We start from the raw sequence: 17,055 nt of genomic DNA, 5'->3' as shown, positions 1-17,055 counted from the left end.
GGGGCATGAGCAGCCTCAACCCCAAAACCTACGACTCCGTTCCCTCGCAGAAGGTCGCCTTCCTCGGCCTCGGTGTGATGGGCTATCCGATGGCCGGCCATCTCGCGCTCGCGGGGCACGCGGTCACGGTCTACAACCGCAGCGCCGCCAAGGCCGTGGCCTGGCAGGCCGAGATCGCAGCGCAGGCGAAGGCGGCCGTGGGCCACGCGCCGACGCCGCGCGAGGCGGCCTCGAAGGCCGACATCGTGTTCTGCTGCGTGGGCAACGACGACGACCTGCGCGCAGTGGTGCTGGGCGACGACGGCGCGTTCGCGGGCATGGCGAAGGGCTCGGTCTTCGTCGATCACACGACGGCTTCGGCCGACGTGGCGCGGGAGCTCTCCAGGGCCGCGCTCGACCGTGGCCTGCAGTTCATCGATGCGCCGGTGTCCGGCGGCCAGGCCGGCGCCCAGAACGGCGCGCTGACGGTGATGTGCGGCGGCGATGCGGCCGCCTTCGAGCGCGTGCGGCCCGTGGTCGCGGCCTTCGCGCGGGCCGTGACGCTGCTCGGTGCCAGCGGCGCGGGACAGTTGGCGAAGATGGTCAATCAGATCGCGATCGCGGGCCTGGTCCAGGGCCTGTCCGAGGCGATCGCCTTCGGCCAGCGCGCCGGCCTCGACATGAACGAGGTGCTGGGCGTGATCGGCAAGGGTGCCGCGCAGAGCTGGCAGATGGACAACCGCGGCAAGACCATGATCGAAGGCAAGTTCGATTACGGCTTCGCGGTCGACTGGATGCGCAAGGACCTGGGCCTGGTGCTCGACGAGGCCAAGCGCAATGGCGCCCGGTTGCCGGTGACGGCGCTGGTCGATCAGTTCTATGCCGACGTGCAGCAGATCGGCGGCGGGCGCTGGGACACTTCGAGCCTCATAAAACGGCTTTAGCTCGCCCCCAGGCTGCGCGCACTTCGTGTCGCTTCGCCAACCCCCTACCGGGGGCAACACCAGCGGCCCGGCGAAGCCGGTTCCGCGGTGTTTCTGGTATTGCCGCCTATCGGACGGGGGTGGCGACGGCGCCGCCCTGCGGCGGCGAGCCTGCGGGCGGCAGGGGTTCCATCGGCGGCAGCGGCACGTTGGAGCGCGATGACGACGCGGCGCCGGTGCCGCCTTGCGGCGCCTGGCCGGCGAGTTCGGCCTCGCTGACGATCTCGACCACGCGCACGACCTTGCGCACGCCGGAGACGCCGCGCGCGATCTCGGTCGCGCGGTCGGTTTCGCGGCGGGTGGCCAGGCCCATGATGTAGACCACGCCGCGCTCGGTCACGATCTTGAAGGAGTTGGCGAAGATGTCCTTGGCATCGAGCAGCGAGGCCTTGACCTTGCCGGTGATGTAGGTGTCGTTCGACCGTTCCGGGAATGTGCTCGACGGCCCCACCGCCAGCTCGTTGACGACCGAGCGGACGTTGTCCATGCGCTGGATCACGTCCTCGACCCGGCGGCGATCGGCCTCGCTGCCGACCGTGCCCGTCAGCAGCACCTGCCGGTTGAAGCTCGTGACGCTGACGTACATCTCGTCGTTGGCGATGTCGCGCACCCGCGCGGCGCCGCGCAGCTCGATGGTCTGGTCGTCCAGCTGCGCGCCGGAGCTGCGGCGGTCGGTCGCGACCAGGCCGACCCCGGCCGCCGCCGCACCGCCGACCACCAGCGGCACGCAACCGGAAAGCCCGGCCACCAGGGCGGCACTGGCACTCAGCGCGAACGCGATGCGTTGGAGGGATGTCGTCGTCATATGGAACCTTCCTGTTCTCCGAGTAACTGGGCGTCCACGCCGTCGCACAGGCAATGCAGCGCAAGCAGATGGACTTCATGAATTCGGGCCGCACGCTCGTGCGGCACGCAGACCTGGACATCGGTTTCGCGCAAGGCCCGGCCCACCGCCCCGCCGGCAGCGCCGCCGGCCGCATTGCCGAGCAGCGCGACCACTGTCATGTCGCGCGCATGCGCCGCTTCCACCGCGGCCAGCACGGCTGCGGATTGGCCGCTCGCGCTCAAGGCCAGCAGCACATCGCCGGCCTGCCCCAGCGCACGCACCTGGCGCGCGAAGCGGTCGGCGTCGAGCGCATCCGCGGTATCGGCCGCGGGGTCGGTCGCATCGCCGGGCAAGGCGATCGCGCCGAGCTCGGGGCGATCGCGCTCGAAGCGGCCCACGAACTGGGCTGCGAACTGCGCCGCCAGGAAGCCCGAGACGCCCGCACCGCAGGCCAGGATCTTGCCGCCGCTGGTCACGCAGGCCAGCAGCGCCTGCATGGCCTGCGAAATCGGCTTTCCAAGCAACGGGCCTGCCTGGTATTTGAGGTCGGCGCTGTCGATGAAGTGCTGCTGGATCCGTTGCTCGAGCATGGGCCGGGATGATAACTGCGCGGGGTGAAACAAGACGTGTGTTGCGTTGAGCCCGATCGGCTGCGGCAGTTCCCTCGTCGATGCATCAACCGGCGTCGAAGGCGCCTTGCAGCCATTCGATGCGCGCCTCGACCAGCACCACATCGAAGCGGCAAGGCGGCAGCGCCGGCAGCCGGCTGAGGTAGTGCCGCGCGGCGAACACGATGCGGCGCTGCTTCACGCCGGTGATGCTGCCCGCGGCGCCGCCATGCGTGGTGCCGGCGCGGTGCCGCACCTCGACGAAGACCAGCGTGCCGTCCTTCGGGTCGCGCATGATCAAATCGATCTCGCCGCCGCCGCGGCCCGGGGTTCGATAATTGCGCGCACGCAGCGTCAAGCCCGCCGCCAGCAGATGGGCGAGCGCGGCATCTTCCGCCGCGTCGCCGCGTTCCTTGGTCGTCACCGAGATGGCCTCCCTGCCGTCCTGTTATGGAGTCAGTCCGTTGAATTCACTCGCTCCCGCTTCGTTCGGCGCCGCCCTGCAGGCGGCACGCGATGCCGCGGGTGCGCAGCATTATCCGCAGGCCACGCTCTACGTGGTCGCCACGCCGATCGGCAACCTGGCGGACATCACGCTGCGTGCGCTGCAGGTGCTGCAGCAGGTCGATGCGATCGCCTGCGAGGACACCCGCCACACCCAGAGCCTGCTGCGTGCCTACGGCATCGACCGCCCGGGCGCGCAGTTACTCGCCATCCACCAGCACAACGAAACCGAAGCGGCGCAGTCGGTGGTCGCGCGGCTCGCGCGAGGCGAACGCATCGCCTACGTGAGCGATGCCGGCACGCCGGGCGTGAGCGATCCGGGCGCGCGCCTGGTCGCCGCCGTGCGCGAGGCGGGCCACCGCGTGCTGCCGCTGCCGGGCGCCAGCAGCGTCACCACGCTGATCGGCGCGGCCGGACTGGTCGCGGCCGGCGACGACAGCAGCGCCTTCGTGTTCGCCGGCTTCCTGCCGAGCAAGGCCGGCGAGCGCGATGCGGCCGTGCTGCGGCTGGAGCGCGAGCCGCGCAGCGTCGTGCTGCTCGAGGCACCGCATCGCATCGAGGCGCTGGCGCGCGCACTGGCCACGCTGGGCGAACGGCGGGTGACGGTGGGCCGCGAACTCACCAAGCAATTCGAGGAGATCGCGACCGTCACGGCCGCCGCCCTGCCGGACTGGTTCGCGGCCAGCCGCGACCGCACGCGCGGCGAATTCGCGCTGGTGCTGCATCCCAAGGCCGTCGTCGCCGACGACGGTGCCGAGGGCGAACGCGTGCTGCGACTGCTGCTGGCCGAGCTGCCGCTCAAGAGCGCAGTGCGTCTCGCGGCCGAGATCAGCGGCGCGCCGCGCAACGCGCTCTACGACACCGCGCTGCGCCTGCGCGAGCAAGCCGGGAACGGGTAGCCGCTGCTCAGCCGTCGAGCTCGGGATAGGCGCGGAAGATGCCGTCCTCGTTGAACGCGATGCGGCGCGGGCTCTGCAGATAGTCGTGCACGCGCTGGCGGCGGCTCACGTTGAGGTGCAGCTTCGCCACCGCCGGCGTCTTCGCCATCGCATGCGCCGTGGCCTTGGGAAATGCATAGCGCAGCCCCGCCACCAGTTGGAACAGCGACAGGTCCGCATAGGTCAGCGCATCGCCGACCAGATGCAGGTCGCCCGCGGGATTGCGCTGCAGCACGCGCTCGAACCAGCCGAGGAACTTCGGAATGCGTGCTTCGCGAAAGGCACGCGCCCGCTCCAGCGCCGCGTCGCGCTGGTCTTCGTAGTAGGCACCGGTCGACAGCGGATGGTGCGTGTCGTGCGCCTCGGCCACGGCGTCGGCGATGGTCAGCTGCAGCTGATGGGTCCAGAGCGCGTCGGCCTCGCCGGCGCCGACGAGGCCGAGGCGCGGGCCGAGGTACAGCAGGATCGCGGATGTCTGCCCGATCACGATATCCCCGTCGATCAGGAAGGGCGGGGCGAATGGAGGGCGCGGGTCGTGCGGATCGCCGAGGCGCCGCCCGAGCGCGGCCTCGCCGCCGCCTTTGGAGGGCGGCTCGCGCGCCACGTCGAGGTATTCGGCACCGGCGGCTTCGAGCGCCAGGCGCACGAACTCGCCGCGGCCCTGGATGGTGGGCCAATAGTGAAGTTGATAGGCCAAGACGGGAACCTCCATGCGGTCAGAGCTGCGCATTCTGCCGCCGCCGGCAGACCGCGGTGCGTGGTCGCGGGCCGGCTGCGCGTGTGATCCGGGTCCGACTACGGAAGGGCGCCGGTCGCGCGCGCCAGCATCGCGCGAAACGCGTCGAAGATCCTGGCCATGTGCGGCGGCTTGTAGGGAAAGAGATCCGGCGGATCCATCGCATGCACCACCGCACCGGTGCATACCTCGAACACCAGCAGTTCGCCGTCCGGCGTCTCTGCGCAGTCGATCACCAGATAGTCCAGCCCGAAGCGCTCGGCGACCGTGCGCAAAGCCTCGGCATGGCGCCGGCCGAAGCCGTGCGCGAAGTCGCGCATGAAGGCTTCTTCCTCGGCGCGCTTGGACGCGCTGTCGGTCATGCCGGCGTTGAGGTAGTGAATCATCCAGTGCGCGGACACGCCCATGTGCGCCGGATAGGGCACGCTATCCACGAGCACGATGCGGTACTTGCGGAACAACCCGTCCTCGCCGCGGTAGTCGATGAAGCGGGAGATGAAGAACTCGTCGCCGGCCGTCGCCTGCAGATAGGCCGCCATGTCGTGCGCCGCATCGACCCTGGCCAGCCCGCGGCCCGCATGCGAGTTGACCGGCCGCACGATCACCGGAAAGACGCCGTCCGACAGCAGCTCGCCGATGGCCAGTCCGTCGATCGACAGCCGCTCCAGCGCGTCGCGTGGGGTCCGGGTGGTCATCGGAATCGAGACGCCCGCGGCCGCATCCAACAGCTGGTAGGCCTGCGTGCGCGAGGTGTTCACGATCCGGTCGGGCAGGTTGAGGACCGGCCTGCCCCATGACCCGACGCTGCCGGCGAGCCCGCGATGCAGGCCGCGCACCGAATCCGATTCGGCGACCGCGATGAAGACGGCATCGCAGACCGGCAATTCGCTCGGGATCGGCTCGCCCGGCAGCAGGTAGAGCATGCCGAGCGAGACATCCGAGTCCTCGAGCAGGAAGGGCAGCGGCGTGTTCGTCATCAGGTCGCCCGGCGCCATGATCGCGAGCAGGCGGATGGCGGCTTCGCCACGGGCCGGCAGCTCGTACAGCCGCTTGATCTTCAACGCATGCGCCTGCGCCGCGAGACCGACCTCCCGCTTGCCTTGCAGTTGCAGCAGCGTCGACAGGTCCATCAGCGCCTCGGCATCCTGCTCGTCGGCGCTCGCGCGCGCGATCAGCTTGACGGCGATCGGCGCGAGGTCGATGCCGTCGAAGGCCATCTTCATGAGGCGGGCCATGCCCACCAGCGAAATTCCGTCGTCGACCATGCGGGTGGGCTCTGGGGTTGAAGTTGCCTTGGAGGTACGGCATCGATCCTAGGGCGCACAGGCCGGTTTCAATGGCCCGAACAACGCGGTGATGGGGGCTCAGTCCGAGCGTTCGGCGAGGCCGGCCCGCCGCGTCGCCGTGCATGCTGGCCGATGGGCTGCCTTGGACTAGACTTGCCCGATGCCACGTCGGTTCGCGCTCGTTCTGCTGTGGGTCTCTGCCTTCTGGCAGGCATTGACCATGGGCGGCTATGTCCTGACGATCGGCGGCGCGACGGACATCGGGCATGCCGTCCTTCACTGGCAAGAGAAGCCGCACCATCACCATGCGGATGGCTCTGTCTCGCAGAACAGCTCCGCCGAGTCGGCCCATCACATGGCGGCCGATGGATCTCTCGGGGACGCAGCGGTTCCGCCCACGAGCTTGATGCTGCCGCGCATCGACCCAGTCCGTCCCGTCGCGGCGGAAGAGCCTGCCCTGCCCTGGCCCTATCTCGACGGCCTTCAGCGGCCTCCTCGCCAAGCCACCTGAAGACGCATTCGCCCACCGCGCCTCGGCGCGCGCGGACTGTCTTCATGTTGCCGATCGGCTGCGGATCGCACGCTGCACGCGTGCCTGACTTTCCGCGCCGATAGCCACGCCGGCCAGGAGTCCGCCTCCTGCAGAACGCCGACCCCATCTGCTCGGCGCCCTCTTCCCCGTCCAAGCCGGGGAATGCCGCGCCTGGACCCGGGCGGCGGCGCCTTCTTCATCCTCACACGAATGAGAAACACACATGATCTCGACTCTTCTGGCGGCGCCCTGGAGCGTCGCCTCGTACCGTCGGAAGTTCCTCGCCAATCGCGAAGACAACCTGTTCATGGGGTCGTTCGACAGCTTCGCCGCGGCCGAAGCCGCCGCCCCTGCCTCGAAGGCCGTCGGCTATGACAACGCCGAGGCTGCAAAGGCCTTGTACAGCCATCAGATCTACTTCTGGGACTACCCCGCGCTGTTCTGGATCAAGCGCTCGATCGAGGACGGCATGCGCAGCTTCTTCGACCTCGGCGGCCATGTGGGCATCAAGTACTACGCCTTCCGGCGCGTCGCGAACTACCCCGCCGAACTCCGCTGGCGGGTGTGCGACGTGCCGGGTGTCGTGCAAGCCGGCGGGGCCTTGGCCATCGAACGGGAAGCGGCCGCGCAGCTGAGCTTCTGCACGGACTTCCGCGAGGCCAGCGGCCACGACGTGCTGTACGCATCGGGCACGCTGCAATACCTGCCCACGCGCATCGGCGAGATCCTCGCCGCGCTTCCGGTCAAGCCCCGACGCATCGTGCTGAACACGACGGCCGCGCACCCGGACCGCACGATGCACACGCTCAACAGCGTCGGCTTCGCGGTGTGTCCCTATCGCATCCAACGCCATGACGAACTCATGGGCGAGCTGGCATCGGCAGGCTACAAGCGTGTCGATGGCTGGCGCAACGAGGGCAAGCCCATCAAGGTGCCATTCGTTGAAGGGGGCGACAAGGCCTACTACGCGGGAGGCTGCTTCGACAGGCGTTGAACGGCAGGACGGCCGTCATCCGACAGGTCGCAATGAGGGGGCGGGAAATCCCTCCCCCTGTTTCTCTTGATTATTAAATCGATCTTCTGATAATGCGCATTATCTATTCGGTAATACGCATCAGCAACCTCCTTCGGCACCATGGCCACGACCCGTCGCCTGACACAGCACCACATCGCCAAGCTCGCCGGCGTGAGTCAGGCCACGGTGTCGCTGGTGCTCAACGGGGCCGATCCTGCGCTGGTGCGTATTCCTGCGGAAACCCGCGATCGGGTGCAGAAGATCATTCGCGACACCGGCTATGTGCCCGATCCGATCGCCCGCCGCATGGCCAACGGGTCGAACCGGATCCTGGGCGTCTTCACCTACGAGCCGGCCTTTCCCAGCGCGCACGCCGACTTCTTCCTGCCCTTCCTGTTCGGCATCGAGGAAGAAGCGCAGGCCCGCGGCTACGACCTGCTGCTGCTCACCGGCGCGGGCCAGGAGGCGCAGCGCAAGATATTCGCCGAGGAGAGCCGCCTGCGCATCGCCGACGGCTGCATCGTGCTGGGCAAGAACTTCGACCGCGATGAACTCGCCCAGCTGATCGCGGGCGACTACCCCTTCGTCGCGATCGGGCGGCGCGAGGATGCGGGCGGCCCGGTGCCCTTCGTGGGCGGCGACTACGCGACCGCCACCGGCGCGCTGGTGCGGCAGGCGCGCGAGCTGGGCCATCGGCGTCTGGCCTACCTCGGGCCCATCGGTCCGGCCGAGTCGACGGCGGACCGCTGGCAGGGATTCACCGCGGCCCTCGGCACCGACTTGAATCTGGTCCTGCAACTGGAGGACCTGCCGGCTGCGGACGGCGATCTGCTCGACGCATTGCTGGCCAGCGGCGCCACCGCGGCCTTCTGCGTCGAGCTGGCCGACGCGGTGCGCCTCGAACGCGCGGCGCAGGCGCGCGGGCTGGGGCTTCCGGCCGATCTCTCGCTGCTGGCATTGGGTTCGCACATCCGCACCGAGGGCAGCGGCACGCGCTTCGCCTCCTTCGCGATTCCGCGCGAGGAGATGGGACGCCAGGCCACGGCCATGCTCGTTCGCCGGGTGGAAGGCCGCAGCGCGCAGACGCCGCAGCAGGTCCTGCTGCCCTGCGAGCCGATCCGCGGCGAAACGCTCGGCCCGGCGCCGCGCTGACGCGCCAACCCAACCTTCCACTGCAACAACGACGACGCATGCGAGAACTGAAGACGGACATCCTGGTGGTCGGCGGCGGCCTGGGCGGCATTGCCGCGGCGCTGGGCGCACTCGAAGCCGGCCGCACGGTGGTCATGAGCGAGGAATACGACTGGATCGGCGGCCAGCTCACCAGCCAGGCCGTGCCGCCCGACGAGCACAGCTGGGTCGAGCAGTTCGGCGTCACGCGCCGCTATCGCGCGCTGCGCGACGGCATCCGCCGCTACTACCGCGACCACTATCCGCTGACCGCGGCCAGCCGCGCATGGAATGAACTCAATCCGGGCGCAGGCTGGGTCAGCCGCGTCTGCGCCGAGCCGCGCGTGGGCCTGGCCGTGCTCGAAGCCATGCTGGCCCCTCACCGCGGCAGCGGCCGGCTGACGGTGCTGCAGCCCTACCGCCCGGTGGCTGCCGAGACGCAGGGCGATACGGTGCGCGCCGTGTCGCTGCGCCATCGCGACACCGGCGACACCGTCACGGTGGCCGCTGCCTTCGTGATCGATGCGACCGAGCTGGGCGACCTGTTGCCGCTGACCGGCACCGAGTACCTGACCGGCTTCGAGAGCCAGGACGACACGGGCGAGCCGAGCGCACCCGCTATCGCCCAGCCGCACAACGTGCAAGCGGTATCGATCTGCTTCGCGATCGACCACGTGGACGGCGACCACACGATCGACAAGCCGCGCAACTACGACTTCTGGCGCGCGTACCAGCCGCACTTCTGGGGCGGGCCGCTGCTGGGCTTCAAGGCGCCGCATCCGCGCACGCTGGAGATCGTCGAGCGCTCCTTCACGCCCAATCCGGACGACGATCCGCTGCAGGTGGACGCCGACCAGCGCAAGGGCGGCGGCGACGAGAACCTGTGGACCTTCAGACGCATCGCAGCGCGGCGCAACTTCGTGCCGGGCGCCTATGCCTCGGACATCTGCCTCGTGAACTGGCCGATGATCGACTACATGGAGGGCACGATCATCGACGTGCCCGAAGCCGAGAAGGCGCGCCACCTCGAGGCCGCGGCCGAGCTGTCGCACGCGGTCTTCTACTGGCTGCAGACCGAGGCGCCGCGCGCCGACGGCGGCACGGGCTTTCCAGGTCTGCGGCTGCGCGGCGACATCACGGGCACGGCGCACGGATTGGCCATGGCGCCGTACATCCGCGAGAGCCGGCGCATCCTCGGCGTGACGCGCATCGTCGAGCAGCACCTGTCGCATGCCGTGCGCGGCGACCAGGGCGCGCTGCGCTACCGCGACAGCGTGGGGGTCGGCATGTACCGCATCGACCTGCACCCTTCGACGGGTGGCGACAACTACATCGACGTGCCGTCGTGCCCCTTCGAGATCCCGCTGGGCGCCCTGCTGCCGCGCCGCATGACGAACCTGCTGGCCGGCGGCAAGAACATCGCCACCACGCACATCACCAACGGCTGCTACCGGCTGCACCCGGTGGAGTGGAACGTCGGCGAAGCGGCCGGCATTCTGGCCGCGCATTGCCTGGACACCGGCACCACGCCGCACCAGGTGCAGGCCGGCGATGCGCGGCTGCTCGCCTTCCAGGCGATGCTGCACCGCGCCGGCATCCAGACGCACTGGCCCGACGTGCGCGCCTACTGAAGCATCGATCGCATCGAAAACAAGACCAGGAGACCCTCACCATGTTCCACCGCAAGACCTCCGCCCTGCTCCGCGCGATCGCCGGCGGGCTCGTCCTTTCATTGACCCTCGCGGCCGGCGCGTCGGCCGAGCAGATCAAGCTGCGCATGACCATCTGGAGCGCCAACGAAGCGCACCTGAAGGTCTTCAACGGCATCGCCGAAGGCTTCAGGAAGGAGCACCCCGACGTCACGGTCAGCTTCGAGCCATTGCCCTTCGAGACCTACACCACGGCGCTGACCACGCAGATCGCCGGCGGCAATGCGCCCGACATGGCCTGGATCTTCGAGACCGCCGCCTACGACTTCGTCAACTCGGGCGCGCTGGTGCCGCTGTCGAAGACGCTGGCCGCCACGCCCGGCTACAACGCGGGCGAGATCAGCCCGGCCGCGACCGAGCGCTGGTCGCGGGACGGCGTGCTCTACGCCTATCCCTTCTCGACCTCGCCCTTCGCGGTGTTCGTCAACAATGACCTCATCAAGAAGGCCGGCGCCAAGACCCCGGCGGAGCTCATCGCCGCCGGCCAGTGGACCTGGCCGAACGCGATCGCGACGGCCGAGGCCGTGGCCAGGAGCGGCAAGGGCGGTCTGGTGGTGCGCGACTTCAACTACCAGGCCTGGCAGTACCTGTCCTCGGTCTGGAACGGCTGGGGCGCCGTGCCGTGGAGCGCCGACGGCAAGCGCTGCGGCTTCGCCGACAAGCCGATGGTCGATGCGCTGGGCTTCATCCACGACGCGATCTACGCGAAGAAGGCGATGCCCGGGCCGGGCCAGAACGTCGACTTCTTCGCCGGCGATGCCGCCATGACCATCACGCAGATCAGCCGCGCCTCGCTGCTGCCCAAGGACAAGCGCTTCGACTGGGATCTCGTGCCGCTGCCCAAGGGCCCCGCGGGCGACTACGCGATCGTCGGCCAGGCCGGCATCGGCGTGCTGAAGGCCGGCAAGAATTCGGCGAGCGCGGCAGCGTTCGTGGCCTACATGACCAACCCCGAGAACTCGGCCAGGCTGGCGCAGTTCTTTCCTTCGGCACGCAAGTCGCTGCTCAACGCCGACGTGCTGGCGAAGACCAATGCGCTGCTGTCGCCCGCGCAGCTCGACAAGGTCGTGGTCTCGGGCATCGCGACCGGCAAGGTGATGCCGGCGCACACGGATTTCGCACGCCTGCAGCAGGTCGTGCGCGCAGGGCTCGATGCCGTGTGGCAACCGCAGGCCGACATCCCGGCGGCGACACGTGCGATCTGCGATCAGCTCGGACCGCTGCTTGCGCAATAGCGCAGGGCCTGAAGCACCGGGACTCGCCGAGCCACCGCCGTGATCCGTACGCAGGACGAATCCGCGACCGGGCGGGCGCCCGTCAAGCCCCGGCCCTTCTGGACCATGGCGCGGCGCGATGGCCTGGCGGGCTTGCTGTTCGCGGCGCCGCAGCTGGCGGGCACGCTCGTGTTCGTGCTGGTGCCCCTGGTCCTCGTGTTCTGGTATTCGCTGCACGAGTGGAACGTGCTGGCCAACACCTTCACCTACACCGGCGACCGCAACTACGCGCAGCTGCTCGGCGACCCCTCGTTGCCGCGCGTGCTGCTGGCCTCGGCGCTCTTCTCGGCCGGCCTCGTCGTGTTGAACATGAGCCTCGCCTTGCTGCTGGCCGTGCTGCTGAACCAGAAGCTCGCCGGCATCGCGGTGTTCCGCACGCTGTTTTTTTCGCCGGTGGTGGTGTCGCTGGTGGCCTGGACCATCGTCTGGGGCTTCCTGCTGCAGAACAACGGCGGCATCAACGGCCTGCTCGCGCTGCTCGGCATCGAGGGGCCGAACTGGCTGCGCACGCCCACCACCGCCATGCTGTCGGTGATCGTGGTGCAGGTGTTCAAGAACGTGGGGCTCAACATGGTGCTGTTCCTGGCCGCGCTGCAGGGCGTGCCGCGCGAGCTGTACGAGGCGGCGCGCATCGACGGCGCGCCGGTCTTCAAGCAGTTCCGCCGCATCACGCTGCCGCTGATCAGCCCGACCATCCTGCTCACATCGATCATCACCATCGTCGGCTCGCTGCAGGTGTTCGCGCAGATCGCGGTGCTGACGCAGGGCGGGCCGGGCGTGTCGACCACGGTGCTGGTGTACTACCTGTACCAGCAGACTTTCCAGTTCCACCGCTTCGGCTACGGCTCCACGCTGGCGATCGTGCTGTTCGCGATCGTGGCGCTGCTGACGCTGGCCCAATGGCAGATGCGCAGGCGTTTCGTCTTCCATGAACAGTGAGATCCCCGTGCGGACGAAGGTCGCGCTCTACGGCGCGATGTGCGTGCTGCTCATCCCCTTCGTGTTCCCCACCTGGTGGATGGTGACTTCGTCGCTCAAGCCGATCAGCGACATCTTCGTGTTTCCGCCGCAGCTGTTCCCGACGCACCCGGACTGGAGCAGCTACAGGCAGGTGTTCACGATCCAGCCTTTCGCGCAGCAATACTGGAACTCGGCCTGGATCGCGGCGGTGGTCACGGCCTGCACGCTCGCCGTGTCGTCGATGGCGGGCTATGCCTTCGCGCGCATCCGCTTTCCCGGCGCCGACCTCTTGTTCATCGTCGTGCTGACGGGGCTGCTGATCCCCTCCGAAGTGACCATCGTGCCGCTGTTCCAGATGTTCCTGAAGCTGGGCTGGGTCAACACGCACTGGCCGCTGGTGCTGATCCCGGTCTTCGGTGCGCCCAGCGTGTTCGCCACTTTCATCATGCGCCAGTTCTTCATCGCGCTGCCGCAGGAACTGGAAGAGGCCGCGCGCGTCGATGGTCTCGGGCGCTTCGAGATCTTTCGCACCATCGCGCTGCCGCTCGCGCGGCCGGCGCTGGCGTCGGTGGGCATCTTCACTTTCCTGCAGAGCTGGAACATGTACCTGGAGCCGATCGTGTTCCTGTCGACGCCGACCAAGTTCACGCTGCCGCAGGCGCTCACGCAGTACACCGATGCCTACGGCGGCCCGATGTGGAACATCCAGCTCGCCGCCGCCACGCTCACCGCGCTGCCGGTGCTGATCGTCTTCGTGCTGGCGCAGCGGCAGTTCGTCGAAGGCCTGGCCCATACGGGGCTCAAGGGCTGATCGTCCTCATTCATCCTCATTCATGGCCGAAGTCATCCTCTCCCAAGTCCGCAAGCGCTTCGGCGCCGTCGACGTCATTCACGGGCTCGACCTGCATGTTCGCGACGGCGAATTCCTTGCGCTGGTGGGCCCTTCGGGCTGCGGCAAGTCGACCTTGCTGCGCATGATCGCCGGGCTGGAAAGCGTCACGCACGGAAGCATCGGCATCGGCGCGCGCGATGTGACCGAGCTGGACCCCAAGGACCGCGACATCGCGATGGTGTTCCAGAACTACGCGCTCTACCCGCACATGACGGTGGCCGCCAACATGGGCTTCTCGCTCGAGCACCGCGGCAGCCCCAAGGCGGAGATCGCCGAGCGCGTGCGCCGGGCCGCCGAGATCCTGGGCTTGTCGCAACTGCTCGAACGCCGTCCGCGCCAGCTCTCCGGCGGCCAGCGCCAGCGGGTCGCCATGGGCCGCGCCATCGTGCGCGATCCGCAGGTGTTCCTGTTCGACGAGCCGCTGTCCAACCTCGACGCGCAGCTGCGCATCGTCATGCGCGGCGAGATCAAGAGCCTGCACCAGCGGCTCCGGACCACCACCCTCTACGTCACCCACGATCAGGTCGAAGCCATGACCATGGCCGATCGCATCGTGGTGCTCAACGCGGGACGCGTCGAGCAGGTGGGATCGCCGCTGGAGCTCTTCGATCGGCCCGCCAATCGCTTCGTGGCGGCCTTCATCGGGTCGCCTGCGATGAACTTCATTCCCGGGCGCTGCACGGCCGAAGGGTTCGCGGCCGGCGGCGTGCTGCTGCCGCTTCCTGCGGAATCCGGCGCGGCGCATGCAGGACGCGAGGCCATCTACGGCATCCGGCCCGAGCACTTCGAGCGCTGCGCGGCCGGCGAGGGGCTGCCCGCGCAGGTGATGCTGGTGGAGCCGCTGGGTTCCGAGACGCAGCTCGTGCTGCGCCTGGGCGACGCGCAGGTGATCGCGCTGTTCCACGAGCGCCTGAGCGCAGCGCCTGGCGACGTGCTGCACCTTCGGCCCAAGGGGCACGCGGCTCATCTCTTCGACGCGGGCAGTGGCGTGCGGATGGTGGCGTCTCCGGCCCCGGTCGAAGCCGCTGCGGGAATGCCGCGCGTGGCCTGACATGGATTCGGCGCGATGCAGTCGTGCGCGCCCGCGCTTGCACGGGCGCTACAGGCTCTGGACAAAGGCAACCATCTTCCTGCGCTCTTCGGCATCCGGCAACCGGCCGCGCATGGCACCGAGGTTGTCCGCCATGTGCGCCGGATCGGAGGTGCCGGGAATCACCGCCGTGACGCGCGCATCGCCCAGCAGGAACTTCAGGAAGAACTGCGACCAGCTGCCCGCGAAGTCCGCGGCCCAATCGGGTACCGGCCTGCCGCGCACCGCGCGGAAAAGGCGGCCGCGGCCGAAGGGCAATGCCGTCAGCACGCCCGCATGCACGTCCGCGGCCGCCGGCAGGATGCGCCCCTCGGCCTCGCGGTCGTCGAGCGAATAATCGATCTGCACGAAGTCGGGCTTCTCGCGCTGGAGCACCGCCTCGATCGCCGCGAAGTCGCGGTGCGAGGTGGACGTGATGCCGATGTAGCGGCAGACGCCCTGCGCCTTCCAGGCCTTGAACTGCGACAGCGACTGGCGCGGGTCGCGCACGTTGTGGAGCTGGAGCAGGTCGATGCGACGCGTCGCGAGCCGCGTCTGCGAGCGTTCCAGTTCGGCCGGGTCCGGCGCCTCCAGCTTGGTCGCGACGAAGACCTTGTCGCGCCAGCCACCGGCCGCCATCACCTGGCCGAGCACCTGCTCGGCATCGCCATAGACCGACGAGGTATCGATGAGGCTTCCGCCCGCATCGAGCAAGGTCCGCACGACCTGCATCGAGGCATCGCGGGTGCGCGCGTCGTCGCGGTCGAACACCTGGGCAGTGCCGAGGCCGACCGCTGGCAGCAGTTCGCCGCTGCTCGGGATCGCGCGCCGGAGGAGCGGGACCGACCTGTCCTGCGCGAGCGCCGGAGCTGGCAGCAGAGCCGCGGCGGCCAGCTCGGAAAAACGTCGCCGGGTCATGCGTGTCATGGCAGGTCTCCTTGCGCGCGGCGGCCCCGGAAGAACGGGTTCCCCAAGGGCCATGCCCTGTCTTCATTCTATTTTGGGAACCCGGCCATGGCGAGCCGGTGGCCGCGCATCACCGCGACCGACCGGCGCACGAGGCCGGCTGGCCTGCCGGCTCAGGCGTGCGTGCGAGCGGCCAGCCAGCCGCCGTCGACGGCAATGACCTGGCCATTCACGAAGGCCGCCTCTTCGGTGCAAAGAAAGACGATGACTGCCGCGACCTGCTCGGGCGTGCCGATGCGCGCGAGCGGCGTGCCGCCGACCATGGCCTTGCGGTAGGCCTCGTCGCCGTCGATGCGCGCGGCCGTCATGGCGGTGCGGATCACGCCGGGCGCCACCGCATTGACGCGCACGCCGCTGGGCGACAGGTCGGCCACCAGCTGGCGCGTCAGCTGCGAAATGCCGGCCTTCGTGACCGCGTAGGCGGTCGAGGTCGGGTAGCCCGTTTCGCCGAAAACCGAGCCGACGTTGACGATGCTCGCATCCGCATCGAGCAGGGGCAGCATGTCGCGCGTGAGCCGCAGCACCGCGCGCAGATTGGTCCCGAGCATGCGGTCGATGAGCGCGTCGTCGCTGTCCGCGAGCGAGCGGGCCGCACCGATGCCGGCATTGTTGACCAGGCAATGCACGGGCCCCAGCGCGCGCGCCTCGGCCGCGACCCGCGAGGGACCGTCGTCCGACGCGAGGTCGACCGCGAGCCGATGGACCGGAAGGTGGCCGATCTCGTGCACGTCCAGATCGACCGCCAGCACGCGTGCGCCCTCGGCCAGGAAGCGCTCGACGGTGGCACGGCCGATGCCACGGTTCGCACCGGTGACGACGGCGGTCCGTCCCTGCAGTCTCATGCGAGGCGGCCCCCGTCCACCGGCAGCGCCACGCCCGTGAGGTACGAAGCGCCAGGGCTGGCGAGGAACAGCGCGGCCTCGGTGATCTCGGCCGCGCGGCCGAAGCGGCCGAAGGGGATGCGTTGCAGGTACAGGCTCTCGCGGGCCTGACGCGCCTGCGGGTCGCCGCTCGCATCGAAGACGGCATCGAGCATCGGCGTCTCGATCGAGCCCGGGCACACGCAGTTGGCGCGAATGCCCTCGGCGGCGTGCACCACCGCGACGCTGCGCGTCAGCATGACGACCGCGCCCTTGGAGGCGGAATAGGGCCCGAGTGCCGTGCTGCCGGCGAGACCGGCGGTGGAACCGAAGGTCACGATGCAGCCCTTCTTGCGCCGCAGCCGCGGCAGCGCGTGCTGGATGGCGAGGAAGGTGCCGCGCACATTCACGTCGAAGATGCGGTCCCACTCGGCCACGCTGCAATGCTCGATCGAGCTGCCGTCGCCGATGGTGCCGGCGGCCGTCATCAGCACGTCCAGCTCGGCCGGAACCTCGCGGCGGCCCCAGGCATCGGCCATCTGTTCGGGCGAGGACGTGTCGCAGACGATGGTGCATGCCGCAGGGCCGATGCACTCGGCCGTCTCGCGCAGGCCGTGCGCACTCAGGTCCATGAGGACCAGCTGCCTCGCACCTTCCTGCGCGAGGCGGATGGCTGCATCGCGGCCGAGACCGGAGCCCGCGCCGGTCACGACCACGGCCATGCCTTCGAATCTTTTCTGCATGATCA

18 protein-coding genes are annotated in these 17,055 nt (G+C 69.2%); 10 read left to right on the top strand and 8 right to left on the bottom strand.

Features of this window, described 5'->3' with window-relative positions; translation table 11 throughout:
* The first annotated feature begins 5 nt into the window (after positions 1 to 5).
* Positions 6 to 923, top strand: a complete 918-nt coding sequence (locus E5P2_RS02395) for an NAD(P)-dependent oxidoreductase (RefSeq protein WP_162565573.1) — start codon at positions 6 to 8, stop codon at positions 921 to 923.
* A gap of 106 nt (positions 924 to 1,029) precedes the next feature.
* Here the strand turns inward: E5P2_RS02395 and E5P2_RS02390 are convergent, their stop codons facing one another.
* From E5P2_RS02390 to E5P2_RS02380, 3 genes are all read right to left on the bottom strand, one after another.
* A complete protein-coding gene (locus E5P2_RS02390) occupies positions 1,030 to 1,767 on the bottom strand; it encodes a BON domain-containing protein (protein ID WP_162565572.1) in 738 nt (245 codons plus the stop codon).
* Positions 1,764 to 2,378 carry an SIS domain-containing protein gene (locus tag E5P2_RS02385; protein WP_162565571.1) on the bottom strand — a complete coding sequence of 205 codons (615 nt, stop codon included), beginning with the start codon at positions 2,376 to 2,378 and terminating at the stop codon, positions 1,764 to 1,766. The genes E5P2_RS02390 and E5P2_RS02385 overlap by 4 nt, the downstream gene beginning before the upstream one ends.
* An 85-nt stretch (positions 2,379 to 2,463) precedes the next feature.
* Complete coding sequence (locus tag E5P2_RS02380) at positions 2,464 to 2,826, bottom strand: YraN family protein (RefSeq protein ID WP_162570313.1); 363 nt, start codon at positions 2,824 to 2,826, stop codon at positions 2,464 to 2,466.
* Between the two features lie 34 nt (positions 2,827 to 2,860).
* On the opposite strand from E5P2_RS02380, the gene rsmI reads away from it, so the two are divergent.
* Complete coding sequence (gene rsmI / locus E5P2_RS02375) at positions 2,861 to 3,799, top strand: 16S rRNA (cytidine(1402)-2'-O)-methyltransferase (RefSeq protein WP_162565570.1); 939 nt, start codon at positions 2,861 to 2,863, stop codon at positions 3,797 to 3,799.
* Positions 3,800 to 3,806: 7 nt separating this feature from the next.
* Here rsmI and E5P2_RS02370 read toward each other — a convergent pair whose 3' ends face one another.
* Both E5P2_RS02370 and E5P2_RS02365 read right to left on the bottom strand, forming a co-directional pair.
* Complete coding sequence (locus E5P2_RS02370) at positions 3,807 to 4,535, bottom strand: glutathione S-transferase (protein ID WP_162565569.1); 729 nt, start codon at positions 4,533 to 4,535, stop codon at positions 3,807 to 3,809.
* A gap of 98 nt (positions 4,536 to 4,633) precedes the next feature.
* Positions 4,634 to 5,839 carry an ATP-grasp domain-containing protein gene (locus E5P2_RS02365; protein ID WP_162565568.1) on the bottom strand — a complete coding sequence of 402 codons (1,206 nt, stop codon included), beginning with the start codon at positions 5,837 to 5,839 and terminating at the stop codon, positions 4,634 to 4,636.
* 181 nt (positions 5,840 to 6,020) lie between these two features.
* Between E5P2_RS02365 and E5P2_RS02360 the strand changes: the two genes are divergently transcribed.
* From E5P2_RS02360 to E5P2_RS02325, 8 genes are all read left to right on the top strand, one after another.
* Positions 6,021 to 6,371: a hypothetical protein gene (locus tag E5P2_RS02360; protein ID WP_162565567.1), complete on the top strand. Its 351-nt coding sequence runs from the start codon at positions 6,021 to 6,023 to the stop codon at positions 6,369 to 6,371.
* Between the two features lie 244 nt (positions 6,372 to 6,615).
* A complete protein-coding gene (locus E5P2_RS02355) occupies positions 6,616 to 7,386 on the top strand; it encodes a methyltransferase, TIGR04325 family (protein WP_162565566.1) in 771 nt (256 codons plus the stop codon).
* Between the two features lie 141 nt (positions 7,387 to 7,527).
* Positions 7,528 to 8,559: a LacI family DNA-binding transcriptional regulator gene (locus tag E5P2_RS02350; RefSeq protein WP_162565565.1), complete on the top strand. Its 1,032-nt coding sequence runs from the start codon at positions 7,528 to 7,530 to the stop codon at positions 8,557 to 8,559.
* A gap of 38 nt (positions 8,560 to 8,597) precedes the next feature.
* A complete protein-coding gene (locus tag E5P2_RS02345) occupies positions 8,598 to 10,208 on the top strand; it encodes an FAD-dependent oxidoreductase (RefSeq protein WP_174262635.1) in 1,611 nt (536 codons plus the stop codon).
* Between the two features lie 41 nt (positions 10,209 to 10,249).
* Positions 10,250 to 11,521 carry an ABC transporter substrate-binding protein gene (locus tag E5P2_RS02340; protein WP_162565564.1) on the top strand — a complete coding sequence of 424 codons (1,272 nt, stop codon included), beginning with the start codon at positions 10,250 to 10,252 and terminating at the stop codon, positions 11,519 to 11,521.
* A 39-nt stretch (positions 11,522 to 11,560) separates the two neighbouring features.
* Positions 11,561 to 12,499: a carbohydrate ABC transporter permease gene (locus E5P2_RS02335; RefSeq protein ID WP_197908434.1), complete on the top strand. Its 939-nt coding sequence runs from the start codon at positions 11,561 to 11,563 to the stop codon at positions 12,497 to 12,499.
* The gene (locus E5P2_RS02330; protein ID WP_162565563.1) at positions 12,489 to 13,331 is read left to right on the top strand and encodes a carbohydrate ABC transporter permease; all 843 of its coding nucleotides are present in this window, start codon (positions 12,489 to 12,491) and stop codon (positions 13,329 to 13,331) included. The genes E5P2_RS02335 and E5P2_RS02330 overlap by 11 nt, the downstream gene beginning before the upstream one ends.
* Positions 13,332 to 13,353: 22 nt before the next feature.
* Positions 13,354 to 14,463: an ABC transporter ATP-binding protein gene (locus E5P2_RS02325; RefSeq protein WP_162565562.1), complete on the top strand. Its 1,110-nt coding sequence runs from the start codon at positions 13,354 to 13,356 to the stop codon at positions 14,461 to 14,463.
* Between the two features lie 48 nt (positions 14,464 to 14,511).
* Here the strand turns inward: E5P2_RS02325 and E5P2_RS02320 are convergent, their stop codons facing one another.
* The 3 genes from E5P2_RS02320 to E5P2_RS02310 all read right to left on the bottom strand — a co-directional run bounded on the left by E5P2_RS02320 (position 14,512) and on the right by E5P2_RS02310 (position 17,050).
* Positions 14,512 to 15,408 carry an aldo/keto reductase gene (locus E5P2_RS02320; protein ID WP_162565561.1) on the bottom strand — a complete coding sequence of 299 codons (897 nt, stop codon included), beginning with the start codon at positions 15,406 to 15,408 and terminating at the stop codon, positions 14,512 to 14,514.
* 152 nt (positions 15,409 to 15,560) lie between these two features.
* A complete protein-coding gene (locus E5P2_RS02315) occupies positions 15,561 to 16,289 on the bottom strand; it encodes an SDR family NAD(P)-dependent oxidoreductase (protein ID WP_162565560.1) in 729 nt (242 codons plus the stop codon).
* Positions 16,286 to 17,050: an SDR family NAD(P)-dependent oxidoreductase gene (locus E5P2_RS02310; RefSeq protein WP_162565559.1), complete on the bottom strand. Its 765-nt coding sequence runs from the start codon at positions 17,048 to 17,050 to the stop codon at positions 16,286 to 16,288. Before E5P2_RS02310 ends, E5P2_RS02315 begins: the two co-directional genes overlap by 4 nt.
* Positions 17,051 to 17,055: the final 5 nt, after the last annotated feature.

Source organism: Variovorax sp. SRS16, assembly GCF_901827165.1.
Taxonomy (GTDB): domain Bacteria; phylum Pseudomonadota; class Gammaproteobacteria; order Burkholderiales; family Burkholderiaceae_C; genus Variovorax.
Note: the sequence above shows the minus strand (reverse complement) of the source record. Positions and strands in the feature narration are given on the sequence as shown.

Excerpts from the sequence above, each read along its gene's own strand:
- E5P2_RS02395 (WP_162565573.1), top strand. The coding sequence starts at position 6 with ATGAGCAGCCTCAACCCCAAAACCTACGACTCCGTTCCCTCGCAGAAG.
- E5P2_RS02390 (WP_162565572.1), bottom strand. The coding sequence starts at position 1,767 with ATGACGACGACATCCCTCCAACGCATCGCGTTCGCGCTGAGTGCCAGT.
- E5P2_RS02385 (WP_162565571.1), bottom strand. The coding sequence starts at position 2,378 with ATGCTCGAGCAACGGATCCAGCAGCACTTCATCGACAGCGCCGACCTC.
- E5P2_RS02365 (WP_162565568.1), bottom strand. The coding sequence starts at position 5,839 with ATGGTCGACGACGGAATTTCGCTGGTGGGCATGGCCCGCCTCATGAAG.
- E5P2_RS02360 (WP_162565567.1), top strand. The coding sequence starts at position 6,021 with ATGCCACGTCGGTTCGCGCTCGTTCTGCTGTGGGTCTCTGCCTTCTGG.
- E5P2_RS02355 (WP_162565566.1), top strand. The coding sequence starts at position 6,616 with ATGATCTCGACTCTTCTGGCGGCGCCCTGGAGCGTCGCCTCGTACCGT.
- E5P2_RS02350 (WP_162565565.1), top strand. The coding sequence starts at position 7,528 with ATGGCCACGACCCGTCGCCTGACACAGCACCACATCGCCAAGCTCGCC.
- E5P2_RS02345 (WP_174262635.1), top strand. The coding sequence starts at position 8,598 with ATGCGAGAACTGAAGACGGACATCCTGGTGGTCGGCGGCGGCCTGGGC.
- E5P2_RS02340 (WP_162565564.1), top strand. The coding sequence starts at position 10,250 with ATGTTCCACCGCAAGACCTCCGCCCTGCTCCGCGCGATCGCCGGCGGG.
- E5P2_RS02330 (WP_162565563.1), top strand. The coding sequence starts at position 12,489 with ATGAACAGTGAGATCCCCGTGCGGACGAAGGTCGCGCTCTACGGCGCG.
- E5P2_RS02325 (WP_162565562.1), top strand. The coding sequence starts at position 13,354 with ATGGCCGAAGTCATCCTCTCCCAAGTCCGCAAGCGCTTCGGCGCCGTC.
- E5P2_RS02320 (WP_162565561.1), bottom strand. The coding sequence starts at position 15,408 with ATGACACGCATGACCCGGCGACGTTTTTCCGAGCTGGCCGCCGCGGCT.
- E5P2_RS02315 (WP_162565560.1), bottom strand. The coding sequence starts at position 16,289 with ATGAGACTGCAGGGACGGACCGCCGTCGTCACCGGTGCGAACCGTGGC.
- E5P2_RS02310 (WP_162565559.1), bottom strand. The coding sequence starts at position 17,050 with ATGCAGAAAAGATTCGAAGGCATGGCCGTGGTCGTGACCGGCGCGGGC.